This is a genomic window from Cyanobacteria bacterium FACHB-DQ100, from assembly GCA_014695195.1.
GTDB lineage: Bacteria > Cyanobacteriota > Cyanobacteriia > Leptolyngbyales > Leptolyngbyaceae > Leptolyngbya.
The window spans coordinates 15,366-27,935 of record JACJNW010000044.1 but is presented as its reverse complement, the minus strand read 5'-3'; the positions used below and the strand labels follow the sequence as shown (position 1 = coordinate 27,935).

General features: G+C 47.5%; 8 protein-coding genes. All 8 read left to right on the top strand.

From position 1 onward, the window contains the following. The first annotated feature begins 2 nt into the window (after window positions 1-2). Window positions 3-2,159 carry an NHLP family bacteriocin export ABC transporter peptidase/permease/ATPase subunit gene (locus H6F51_25075; protein ID MBD1825746.1) on the top strand — a complete coding sequence of 719 codons (2,157 nt, stop codon included), beginning with the start codon at window positions 3-5 and terminating at the stop codon, window positions 2,157-2,159. 40 nt (window positions 2,160-2,199) lie between these two features. Beyond that, window positions 2,200-5,091 carry an NHLP bacteriocin export ABC transporter permease/ATPase subunit gene (locus H6F51_25070; protein ID MBD1825745.1) on the top strand — a complete coding sequence of 964 codons (2,892 nt, stop codon included), beginning with the start codon at window positions 2,200-2,202 and terminating at the stop codon, window positions 5,089-5,091. Window positions 5,092-5,095: 4 nt separating this feature from the next. Further along, window positions 5,096-5,896 carry a helix-turn-helix domain-containing protein gene (locus H6F51_25065; protein MBD1825744.1) on the top strand — a complete coding sequence of 267 codons (801 nt, stop codon included), beginning with the start codon at window positions 5,096-5,098 and terminating at the stop codon, window positions 5,894-5,896. A 77-nt stretch (window positions 5,897-5,973) separates the two neighbouring features. Then, entirely contained in the window at window positions 5,974-6,636 is a 663-nt protein-coding gene (locus H6F51_25060; GenBank protein ID MBD1825743.1) for an NHLP leader peptide family natural product precursor, read from the top strand. A 134-nt stretch (window positions 6,637-6,770) separates the two neighbouring features. Continuing rightward, entirely contained in the window at window positions 6,771-7,964 is a 1,194-nt protein-coding gene (locus H6F51_25055; protein ID MBD1825742.1) for a radical SAM family RiPP maturation amino acid epimerase, read from the top strand. A 6-nt stretch (window positions 7,965-7,970) separates the two neighbouring features. Next, a complete protein-coding gene (gene lanM, locus H6F51_25050) occupies window positions 7,971-11,285 on the top strand; it encodes a type 2 lantipeptide synthetase LanM (protein MBD1825741.1) in 3,315 nt (1,104 codons plus the stop codon). Beyond that, window positions 11,282-12,001, top strand: a complete 720-nt coding sequence (locus H6F51_25045; protein ID MBD1825740.1) for a hypothetical protein — start codon at window positions 11,282-11,284, stop codon at window positions 11,999-12,001. The genes lanM and H6F51_25045 overlap by 4 nt, the downstream gene beginning before the upstream one ends. 19 nt (window positions 12,002-12,020) lie before the next feature. Further along, a complete protein-coding gene (locus tag H6F51_25040; protein MBD1825739.1) occupies window positions 12,021-12,566 on the top strand; it encodes an aspartyl/asparaginyl beta-hydroxylase domain-containing protein in 546 nt (181 codons plus the stop codon). The last annotated feature ends 4 nt before the right edge of the window (window positions 12,567-12,570 follow it).

The window sequence follows — 12,570 nt, the reverse complement described above, 5'->3', positions numbered from 1 at the left end:
GTGTGAAAACGCCCACAGTGCTACAAATGGAAGCAGTAGAATGTGGAGCCGCCGCTTTAGGAATTATTTTGGCGTACTACGGGCGGATTGTGCCGCTTGCTGAACTGCGTCGAGAATGCAGCGTTTCCCGCGATGGCAGTAAGGCTTCAAATGTGCTGAAGGCAGCGCGAAACTATGGAATGAGCGCGAAAGGGTTCAAGAAAAGTATTGAAGCCGTGCGTGAGTTAACGCCTCCATACATTGTGTTCTGGAATTTCAACCACTTTCTCGTCGTTGAGGGCATTCAGGAACAGCGAGTTTATCTCAACGATCCGGCAACAGGACCTAGAACCGTTTCGCTGCAAGAGTTTGATGAGTCATTCACGGGAGTTGCGCTCGTGATTCGACCGACTGATGAATTTAAGCGCGGCGGACGAAAGCCAAGTTTAATGCTAGCACTGGTCGATCGCTTGTCGAGTTCGACGGGTGCACTTTTGTATTGTGTGATCGCTGGTTTCTTTTTGGTGTTACCACGACTAGCAATTCCTGTATTCAGCCAGGTTTTTGTCGATAATGTGCTGATTGAAGGTCGGTATGAATGGTTACGACCATTAATCTTAGGAATGCTGATTACGGGCTTACTCCAAGCTTTACTCACGTTACTGCAACTGCGCTATCTGAGAAAGCTGAGAGTTAAGCTATCAGTGAAACTGTCGAGTGAATTTCTCTGGCACATTCTGAGATTACCAGTTAGTTTCTATGCACAACGATTTGCAGGCGAAATTAGTAACCGAGTGAGATTAAACGACAATGTTTCAGATGTTTTGTCTGGAAGGTTAGCGAGTACCGTAATTGAAGTCGTGATGCTAATTTTTTACCTGGGGGTCATGATTCAGTATGACTTGGTTTTAACTAGCATTGGTGTGTTTTTTGCGATCGTCAATGTATCTGCGTTGCAGTGGATTTCGCGGCGGCGGATTGATACAAATATGCGGCTGGTACAAGAACATGGCAAAGTTGCAGGAGCATCGATCGCGGGACTGCAAAGCATGGAGACTTTGAAAGCATCGGGGTTAGAATCAGAGTTTTTCTCGCGCTGGGCGGGTTACTATGCCAAAGCCATCAACGCTCAACAAGAATTAGATACGGTCGGACAAGTTTTGGAAGCTTTACCTTCATTGCTTTCATCATTGACTACGATGTTGCTGTTAGTCGTCGGTGGCTTTCGAGTGATGGATGGCAATTTGAGTATTGGAATGCTGATTGCGTTCCAATCATTGATGGGAAGCTTTCAAGGACCTGTCAATAGTTTAGTGAGCTTTGGAAGCAGCTTGCAGGAATTGGAAGGAAGCCTGAATCGGCTTGATGATGTGCTTCAGAATGAAACTGATCCCCAGGTTGAACCCAGACAACAGCCTGTAGTCTTTCAAACACCAAAGCTACAAGGGCATGTAGAGCTAAAAAACATCACTTATGGCTATAGTCGAGCGTCGGATGCTTTGATTGAAAATTTCAATCTCTCGGTCAAACCAGGGCAACGAGTTGCCTTAGTTGGCGGTAGCGGTTCTGGCAAATCTACGATCGCGAAATTGATCACGGGACTGTACGAACCTTGGTCGGGTGAAGTGTTGTTTGATGGAAAGCCACGATCGCAGATCCCTCGGAGTGTGTTAACTCACTCGGTTGCCATGGTCGAGCAGGAGATTTTCTTGTTTGCGGGAACTGTGCGAGATAATTTGACGCTTTGGGATGCGACTGTACCGGATAGCTATCTAATTCATGCTTGCCAGGATGCTGCGATTCATGACACGGTGCTATCGATTCCAGGTGGATATGATGCTTTGTTGTTAGAAGGAGCCGTGAATTTAAGCGGGGGACAGCGACAGCGATTGGAACTTGCTCGATCGCTCGTTTACAATCCCAGTGTTTTGGTGATGGATGAAGCGACGAGTGCATTAGATACTGAAACCGAGAAAATCATTGATCAAAATTTGCGTCGTCGGGGTTGTACCTGCGTGATTGTGGCGCATCGATTGAGTACGATTCGCGATTGTGATGAAATCATTGTTCTAGAGCGAGGGCGAGTGGTACAGCGTGGAACTCATGAGCAATTGCGCGATCGAGATGGGGTTTATGCTCGGTTGATTAAGACTGAGGGCGAAGCATTACAGGGAGAGTAGTCACCTGTGTTTGATTAAAGTTCTATCTGCGATTTGATTCATGCTGAACTCATTTTTTGCCAAAGCGACTGGACGCGTTAAAAACATCACTGCGAATCAGCCTTTATTTCTCACTGATTCAGACGAAACGTTTTGGTGGATTCGGTCTGGCTCTGTGGCAGTGTTTGCAGTGTCGGTCGAACAGGGAACCCCTGCGGCTCGACGCTATTTGTTTAGCTTGGAAGCGGGCGCGGCATTGTTTAATTCTGAATTGGAGGAGAGCGATCGACAGCTTTTAGTGGTGCCGATCGAACCAACTGAATTGGTACAGTACGCGATTTCAGCCGAGAAGGGCGATTCTCAGATTGATCTGGTCTCACTGCTTGAAGCCTGGATTCATCATCTCAGTGCTGCAATTCAATCTGAAAATACAATTACTTACACGAAAAACACAGCAACTCAACAATCTCTTTCATCATTGGAATTAGAAGCAGGTCAGACTTATCAATCCTCTACGATCGATTGGTTGCAAGTGCAGACCGGATGCTTCTCCTGGATGGGGATAAAGTCGCTAGATGTAGAAACAGGTAGGTTTCCCCTTAGTCATCACGCTTGGATTAAAGCAGAACAGCGATCGACTCTGACGATCAGCGCGACTCAAGATCTGAACTGGAATCAAATTTTATCCAGCCTAGCCGTGTTCCACGCGGTTGTCTTCGATGCGATTGCTTGGCTAGAACAACAAGAAGCCCAATCAGAACTTCAGCGTTTTGCGGAAAAAGAACGGCTGAATCAGCAAGTGACCGAATCTGCCTTTGGTGAGTTAGCTTCGATTCTGATCCCGAAACAGAAGCGGTCTTTTTTTGAAGGCGATGCCTTACTGATTGCGATGGGTGCAATTGGTCGATCGCTCAACATCGAGATCCGTCCCCCGGCAAAATCAGAAAATTTATCGCGGCTGAAAGATCCCTTAGAAGCGATCGTGCGATCGTCTCGAATTCGCAGCCGTCGGGTGTTGTTGCGAGGTGATTGGTGGCGGCAAGATGCGGGCGCACTGCTCGCCTATCGCAAGGCGGATCAATCTCCGGTCACTTTGTTACCGATTCGGGGAGCGCGTTACGACTTGTTTGATCCCACAGACCAATCCCGATCGCTTGTGACTCCTGAAGTGGCTGCAACTTTAGCCCCGGAAAGCGTGATGTTTTACCGCCCCCTACCCGCAACATTGCTGAATGCGGGCGATTTAATCCGATTTGCAGGCAGAGGACGCTTCAAAGACTTTGCCACTGTAATCGTGATGGGTATTGTGGGGTCGGTATTGGGCATGGTTGTACCCCAAGCGACTGGAATTTTGATGGATTCAGCAATTCCGAACAGCGATCGTAGCTTAGTGCTTCAGCTTGCATTAGGACTCGCAGCGACTGCATTTGGTTCGACGATGTTTCAGCTTACTCAAACGTTTGCAAGTTTGCGATCGGAAACCGCTTCAGATGCAACCACGCAAGCTGCGGTGTGGGATCGATTGCTTAATCTCCGCATGGGATTTTTTCGGCGGTACTCGGTTGGAGATTTGCAGTCTCGCGTCACCGCAATCAGTAGCATTCGGCAACAGTTGAGCAGTACGACTTTAAGAACCCTGTTTAGCGGATTTTTCTCGCTGCTGAATCTGGGATTGCTGATGTTCTATAGCTTTAAGCTGTCGATCGTAGCCATCGTCGTCGCGCTGATCTCGATCATTGTTACCACTGTTTCAGGCGTGCTGCTGCTTCGTAAACAGCGTCCGCTGCTAGAGCTACAAGGAACCATTTTTGGTTTGGTTGTGCAATTGATTAATGGCATCTCGAAGCTGCGGGTTGCCGGAGCTGAAGAACGAGCGTTCGCTTACTGGAGTCGTCGATATAGTCAGCAGATTAAGCTAGAGCTAAGCACTCAATTGATCGAAGATGTGGTGATATTGTTCAATACAATCATGCCGACCTTAACCTCGATCGCGCTGTACTGGTTTGTGGTAGGAATGCTGACAAAACCTGAGACTGCATTAGATGCAGAGCCAATGTCAACAGGTACATTTCTAGCATTTAGTTCTGCATTTGGAACCTTTATTAGTGGTGCTACCAGTCTGAGCAATACCACTCTCAGTATTCTGTCAGTGATTCCGCTTTGGAAACGAGCCAAGCCGATTCTCGAAGAACTTCCAGAAGTCGATCAAAGTAAAGCTGATCCAGGTAGACTCGCTGGAGGTATTAAGATTGATCATGTAGTGTTTCGCTATCGAATGGACGGAGCACTGACGCTTGATGATGTCAGTTTAGAAGCAAATCCCGGTGAATTTATTGCCTTGATCGGCCCTTCTGGAAGTGGTAAGTCAACCATTCTGCGACTTTTACTGGGGTTTGATACTCCAGAGCTAGGCAGCATTTTCTATGATGGACAAGATTTGGCAGGGTTGGATATCTATGCAGTGCGTCGTCAAATTGGTGTTGTTTTACAAAATGCCCGAATTAACTCTGCCTCAATCTTTGACAACATTGCGTCTGGCGCTCAAGTCACAATGGACGAAGCCTGGGAAGCCGCACAAATGGCGGGATTTGCCGAAGATATTCAGGCAATGCCGATGGGAATGCACACCGTCATCAGCGAAGGTGGCAGCAATCTTTCTGGTGGACAACGGCAGCGATTGATTATTGCACGAGCGCTGGTGCTGAAACCTCGGATTTTATTTTTTGATGAAGCGACCAGTGCGCTAGACAACCGGACTCAAGCGATCGTCAGTGAAAGCCTCGATCGACTGAATGTAACGCGGATTGTGATTGCTCATCGCCTCAGTACGATTCGTAATGCCGATCGCATTTATGTCTTGCAGGCAGGGAGAGTCGTGCAGGTCGGAAATTTTGATCAGTTAGCAAAGCAGAATGGCTTGTTTTCTCAGTTAATTGCTCGGCAAGTGGTGTAGGAAAATGAACAAAATCTTGGTAATTGAAACTGAGAGGAAAGCTAGAGAACAGTTAATTCAATGTCTTGAAGCTGAAGAATTTCACGCGATCGGCTGTGAAACCGCACAGATGGCAATGCAAACAGCACATCAATGGTTGCCTCATTTGATTCTCTGTGGCGTGAATTCCTCGAATCTGGACGGATTTGAGCTTTTGGCTTCGCTGCGTCAACAGACCGCAACGTTACCTATTCCTTTTATTTTTCTGAGCGCTCAAGCAACCACAGAAGACTATCGTCGGGGGATGGAACTCGGTGCAGATGACTATCTGATTCAGTTTTCGATCGCAGAATTGCTGAGAGTGATCACAGTCCGGATCGATCGCCAAGCCAAACTAAAGCAATGGTATGCCGCTCAATCGACAGTTCCATCAGATTCAACGATTTTTCCCACTGTGTCTGCCCGGCTTCAAGTTGTATTTGACTTTCTCGAAGCGCATTACACAGAAGAGATTGGGCTAAAAGATATTGCTGAGGCGGTTGGATATTCATCGACTTATCTAACTCACCTTGTCCGCAAGCAAACTGGGCAATCATTGCATAGTTGGTTGATACAGCGTCGGATGAAAGCTGCATCGGCTTTATTGATTGAAACCGATCGCTCCATTGAGGAGATTGCGCGATCGGTGGGCTATTTGAATGTTTGCAATTTCTTTCGCCAGTTTCGGCAAATCTATGGACAAACCCCTCGATCGTGGCGAAATCAACACCGAGGGACTTGCGATTTCTTAGTTCTCGAACGGGATCGAAAGAAATGCAATGTTTAACCAAGGAAACGCAACACTGGAATGAGTGCGATCGCATTTAATAGCGAAGAGCCTCAATCTATATTAGGAGCTTGACAATGCAAACAATTCAAGAAGCACTAGAGCAGGTATGGAGCGATGAAGCGCTCAAAAATCGCTTATTGAGCGATCCGAAGCCTGTCTTGTCTGAGTTTGGTTTGGACATTTCCGACCAAGTTGACGTTAAAGTGCATGAGAACACGGCAAACTGCCTCAACTTTATTTTGCCTGAGCAAGCGATTTTTGAAGGGGCTGACCCTGAAGCGCTTGATCCGGTTGCAGGGAAAGTGATGAAGCGAGCCTGGGCAGACAGTGAGTTCAAGACGCAATTGCTAGCTGCGCCGAAAGCTGCAATTCAAGATGCGACGGGCGTAACACTCCCAGAAGAGATGACCGTCAATGTCTATGAAAACACTCCAGAAGTGCGCCACATGATTTTGCCTGCGAACCCGAATGACTCAGAACTGAGCGATATGGATCTTGAAGGGGTTGCGGGTGGACTGTCTAAAGGCGCACAATGGGGCGTCGGCTGTGGATCTGCTGGTGCAGTTACAGGAGTCGCTGCCGGAGGATTCGGAATCGCTGCTGCTGCTTTAGCCTTTAGTGCAGTTGGAACAGCCGTCACTGGAATTATTGCTGGCGGTTTAGGAGTTGCAGGCGGTGTAGCATCGGGTATCTCAACAGCAGGTGGCACAGTTGCAAGTTCAAAGGGCAAGTGCTAATCCCTAACTTGCGTCAAGCAGCATTTCGATCGTCTGAATGAGTTCCTTCGAGCCAAGTCAGACATTGTGCTGAATCCTAGCTCCCTGAAATCAGTGGTTGAAATTGGGGAGCTATTTTTAATCAGATGACTTTTATGAGTGCTTCCCTTTTTTCTAGTAACATTGGCTTGATTGATGCGGTATCCCTGCGCCAGAATTTGAAGCAATGGGCAGGAACACAGACGCAATCTTGGTGTGATCTGTCGGATGCAGCGTTGCAACAACGCCTCTCGACTACGAGCCATCTCAAACGATTCTTGGAAAAATATTGCGTCGATCGTAGCTTTCGGGAAGCGCTGCAAAGCAATCCGGGTGAGGCGATTCAACAAGCTGGACTTGCCGTAGCGCTACAAGATGTTGAATCCCTCTGGACACATCAGCCTGGAACAATTTCCGAAACGCTTCAGCATTTCTTTGCGTTTGGTCAAGAGCGCTTACATTGGTCAGAACTCCAATCAATCAGTGCTCGATCGAGTCATGCCAAGTATCGAGCTTGGCGATCGCGGCAAATTGAGCGCACTCAGTGCGAGATGCCTTTGATCGCTGCCAATCTAGCGCACGTTCCTGTGTGTTTTGAACTGAGTCAAGGTTGCTCAGTTGGTTGCTCGTTTTGCGCGATCTCCGCTTCGTCGCTGCAAGGCAATTTCTACTACACACCGGAAAATGCAAAACTTTGGCGATCGATTCTTCAGGTGCTACAAGATCTACTTGGAACGGCTGTGAGTGCGGGATTTTGCTATTGGGCGACTGATCCGCTTGATAATCCTGACTATGAGCAATTTGCGGCTGAGTTTCATGATGTTTTAGGAATTTTTCCGCAAACTACCACAGCACAACCAACGAAATATCCTGAACGGTTGCGATCGCTGCTCAAGCATTCGCTCGAAAAAGGATGTAAGTTGAATCGGCTATCAATTTTGTCAGCCAAAACGCTCGATCGCGTGTATAAAGAATTCACGGCTGAAGAGTTGGCGTTTGTCGGGATTGTGCCACAAAATCCAGAAGCAGTTGTGATCACGCAGTTTCCGTTTAAAGCTGAACTTGCTCCCAAAATTAATGCAGGACGGACATTCGGGACAGTGCGAAAACAACCTGTGATCGACGGCACGATCGCTTGTGTGAGTGGATTTTTGATCAATCTCGTCACGCGATCGATTCAATTAATCAGTCCTTGTAAAGCAACACCAGAAGTTCCTCGTGGCTACATTGTCTATGACGAAGAAACCTTCACAGATAGTGCCAGTTTGCGATCAATTTGCGATCGCATGATTGATCAACATATGTCCTAACTGCCCATGATTGCCCAACCCCTGCAAATTTCCATTGCTCGATCGCTGACGGAAAAAGCCTTACTTCCCGATGAATGGTCAACGATTTGTGATACCCGTTTATCGAGCGATCGGCAGGGTTCTGAACAGTTGTTCCTTCGCTGGCAGAAACGGTTAGGGATGCGACAGGCTTATCTAAATGCGTTCGAGAAACGTTTACAGCAGTTAGGACTGGATCAAGACAGTGCGATCGCGTTTCTGACACCACGTAAGCTTCCTGCAAACGCACCTGTTCCAGACTGGGCGATCGTGTTAGAAGCCATTCTACAAGTTGACAACTTTAAGCAACCGATTGTTAGTGTTGCACAACTGCAAGCCTGGACAGAAGCAGAATTGCAGCAGTATGATATCAATCTTGACGCACTGCCATTGTTTCCACAGTTTCTACATCCTTTTGTCACATGGGCACTGCGGGAAATTCAGTCACAGCAACCAGACTTATTAAGTTGGAATGCGATCGAAACGATCGGACGATATCTAGTTTGGCGATTGTCGGAGCTATCAGCACGCACTATTGCTTATGAAGTCAAGCAACACAGCTTCAAAGGCAAACTGCTGGGTGACACTCCAGAGCTACGGTATCAATATTTTGCTGAGCAAGTTTTAGGAAATTCAGCAGGACTCACAGAGCTATTGCTGCAATATCCAGTATTAGGGCGGCTTTTAGCCGTTGCAACTCAACAAGTTGCCAGTTCAATCATCGAATTACTAACACGATTTAAGCAGGATATAGTCGATCTGGCTCAAGTCTTTGGCTGTGATCGTACTTCGTCGATCGCAGCATTGTTTCCCGGATTGTCTGATTCCCATCAAGGAGGGCGAACAGTCTGTCTTGTTCAAGTGAGCGATCAAACTAAACTAATTTATAAGCCTCGGAGCTTAGCGATCGATCATGCCTTCTATCACTTGATCGATTGGTTAAATCAAACCGGAAGCACACCGACATTTAAGACACTCAAAATTCTTGATCGTGTTGAATATGGCTGGACAGAATTTGTTGCGACTCAATCTTGTGATTCTGAAGCAGCGATCGCTCGATACTATCAACGTCAAGGCGGGCATGTTGCGCTGGCTTACTTCCTGTGTGGCGTGGATTTTCACTATGAAAACTTTATTCCATGTGGTGAATATCCAGTTCCGATCGACTTAGAAGCGCTACTGACGAGTGGAGTTCATGTTCCCGCACGTGAATGGAAACATCTGCCGAAGTATCTTTTACCTTCGAGTTTGTTTTCGATGCTATCAACCGGAATGTCAACCTATTGGCGGTCTGGAGATTTTGATCAGATTCTTTTTGCTGCCAGTGGGATCAATGGCAGTGGAGATCGCCCCTGGCATACTGCGGTTTCAGCTTGGAGCAACATCAATACCGATCGACTAACACTCAAACGCACTGCTCAACCTCTGCATTTTGATCAGAGCTTACCGCGATTGAATGATCAGCGAATTTCGGTCGATCGCTTTTTACCTGACGTTGTACAAGGGTTTGCTGCGGTTTATCGAACGTTACTTCAGCATCGCAAGTATTTACTTTCAGAAGAAAGCCCATTGCAGGCATTCTACTCGGTGCAAACTCGTGTTTTAGTGCGCGACACGAGCGATTATTCTGGATTACTAGCCTGGAGTGTAGCACCCGATCAGCTTACCAGTGGTGCAGCCTTTTTTGTGGCATTAGAGTCTTTGAGTGAACTGAGTCCGACCTGTGCCAGTCTAGCTCCGACTCAAGCGATCGTCGATGAAGAACGGCAGTGCTTACGCTGGCTCGACATTCCTAGTTTTTATGGATCGCCTGCTTCGATCGACATTTATTCTAGTGAGGGCACTCTCTATCCTGCCTTTGTTCAGCAGCCAAGCTTTCAACAGATGCAGCAGCGCCTAGAAGATGCTTCTGAAGAAGACTTAATTTGGCAAGCGGAACTTTTGCGGGTTTCATTAGCCATGGCACTGAATCTAGAAGCAGCCCCGAATCAAACCTCAAAACCCGCTTGGTTGAATCAATCATTGAATGCTGAATGGTTACAACTCAATGGTTGGGTTCCATTAAATGCTGCGGTAGCCGAAACAGAAGCCACTGATCCGATGCTGAAGTTAGAGACGCACCTAAGCGCGATCGCAGAAGTTCTGACAAATCTAGCCCTAAATCATATGGAGGGTAGTAGTTGGCTTAGTTTAGGACGAACTAACAACTCTGCAATGGTCGCTCCAGTGCATCATTATCCGTGGCACGCAGCGGGAGCAGCAGGAACAAGCTTATTGTTTGCCAATCTCGCTCGACACACCGGAAACGAACAATACGCCCGTTTAGCGCGAGGAGGAATGAAATTTACTTTCTCAATGCTAGAGCAATTCAGCCAAGCGGGATTGTGGAATGACCTTCCCGTTTCGGGATATCACGGGATTGGGTTAGGCATCTATGCTTTGACGGAAACCGGGCGATGCCTCAACGATCGCAGCTTGATTGATCAAGCTCTGTCGATCGCTCTCAAGCTAACCCCAGAGAAGCTACTGCGAGAAACTAATCCAGATATTCTGTGTGGCGCGGCTGGAGGATTGCTCACCTTGCTGCATCTACACCGACTGCATCCAGATCAAAGATTAGTCGATCGAGCCATTGATCTTGCCACTCCGATTCTCAAGTCCCAAGCTTCGGGAGCAGCAGCCGGATGGTTTATTCCTGAGTTTGAGCGTCCGTTGATGGGAATGGGACATGGTGCGGCAGGAATTAGCTATGCGTTGTTGCAGCTTTATGCAATAACAGGTGATTCACGCTTTAAGGAGTCGGCTCAGCGCGGAATCGCATTCGAGCAGCAGAACTTTGCGATCGAGCAGCAAGACTGGGCGGATTTTCGTCAGCCGATTGGACACACTCAGTTTATGACAGGCTGGTGTGCAGGCGCTCCGGGAATTGGTTTAGCTCGGCTGGGAAGCTTGGGAATGCTGGAAGATGAAGCGGAGATTTGGATTGATATTGAACGAGCGATCGCAGCAACCCAGAAGCATCTTGGCAAAGCACAACATCATTTATGCTGTGGTGAAGCGGGGCGAATTGTGTTTCTGGCAAAAGCAGCACAGCAATTAAATCGCCCGGAATTGTGGGAAACTGCAATCCAAGCCGCAGTTGCAACTACGACATTTTATGAGCGGCGCGGTTACTGGCGATTGCACGAGTTTTCAGAACGCAGAATCATTCCTGGCTTACTCGATGGCGTTGCTGGTATCGGGTTGATGTTGCTCTGGTTACTTGATCCAAAATCAACTTCTCAAGCTTGGATGTTGGCATGATGAAACCCTCGCCACAAATAGATGCCTTTCAAACGTTTCACAGCATTCCGATGTTGAGTGAATCCGAATGTCAAACGATTCGCTCAGTGATTTATGAATTGAAGCAGGATTGGACACGGCGCAATCCGTTTCTACCGTTTTACACGCTGGGAGCGGCAAGCTATCTCGATGCTGCTGAAAATGAGCAATATCTGCAATCTGCACAGCGATCGAATCCATTACTCTCTAGTCGATTTGCTGGGTTGTATCAACGCTTAGGAACTGTTCTTGCTCAACATCTAGGAGCGCCAATCAGTTATAGTCACTCGTTTGCGCTGCCTGGGCTTCATATTTATCTATCGTGTGTTCTTTTTGAGTTTCCGATCGCTTCAATTCACATTGATTTGCAGTATCAAAAATTGCAGTGGGATGCAGAGGATACGGATTTTACCAATCCAATCTCCTTCACCTTACCCATCTCACTCCCGCAGTCAGGTGGAGGGTTGAATGTTTGGAATGTTGAGCAATCAGAAATGCCCGATTCAGCAGCATTGCAGCAACTCATTCAATCTCGCGAGCAGCGCTTTTACCCGTATGAGATTGGATCATTGGTTGTGCATTCTGGATGGACATTACATCAGGCTGCACCGGGTTCTAACTTAAAACCAGATGACGATCGAATTACGTTACAAGGACACGGATTATTCAGTCGTGGATGCTGGCAACTGTATTGGTGATTCGCAAAGGTACACTGTTATGTTTTTTGACCCCGCTCACTTTCCATTTACTGCTTTGCTCGAAGCGAATTGGTTGATCATTCGTCAGGAGCTTGAGCAACTCCAATCGGCTCAGTTCATGCCGTGGGCAGAACGATTTTTGTATCAAGGGGCTTGGGATGTCTTCGGCTTTTATGCGTTCGGGCGCAGACTCGATGAGAATTGCCAGCGTTGCCCTCAAACCACAGCGATCCTTGAGCAAGTTCCCAACCTGACCACCGCAGGATTTTCTTGTTTACAGCCAGGAACCCACATTCTGCCGCATACAGGCTATACCAGTGCGGTTCTGCGCTGTCATCTGGGATTAGTGGTGCCTGAAGGCTGTTCGATGCGCGTTGGAACTGAAACTCGACAGTGGCAAGAAGGGAAATGTCTGGTTTTTGATGACACGATGGAACATGAAGTCTGGCATCGCGGCAACACAAATCGGATTGTTTTGCTGCTTGATTTTAAGAAGCCTGAGATAGTGCAACCGATTGATCTAATCGTGCCGAATAGTGTTGCTCAAATGATTCCATCTCTCTAGGTTT

Excerpts from the sequence above, each read along its gene's own strand:
- H6F51_25070 (MBD1825745.1), top strand. The coding sequence starts at position 2,200 with ATGCTGAACTCATTTTTTGCCAAAGCGACTGGACGCGTTAAAAACATC.
- H6F51_25065 (MBD1825744.1), top strand. The coding sequence starts at position 5,096 with ATGAACAAAATCTTGGTAATTGAAACTGAGAGGAAAGCTAGAGAACAG.
- H6F51_25060 (MBD1825743.1), top strand. The coding sequence starts at position 5,974 with ATGCAAACAATTCAAGAAGCACTAGAGCAGGTATGGAGCGATGAAGCG.
- H6F51_25055 (MBD1825742.1), top strand. The coding sequence starts at position 6,771 with ATGAGTGCTTCCCTTTTTTCTAGTAACATTGGCTTGATTGATGCGGTA.
- lanM (MBD1825741.1), top strand. The coding sequence starts at position 7,971 with ATGATTGCCCAACCCCTGCAAATTTCCATTGCTCGATCGCTGACGGAA.
- H6F51_25045 (MBD1825740.1), top strand. The coding sequence starts at position 11,282 with ATGATGAAACCCTCGCCACAAATAGATGCCTTTCAAACGTTTCACAGC.
- H6F51_25040 (MBD1825739.1), top strand. The coding sequence starts at position 12,021 with ATGTTTTTTGACCCCGCTCACTTTCCATTTACTGCTTTGCTCGAAGCG.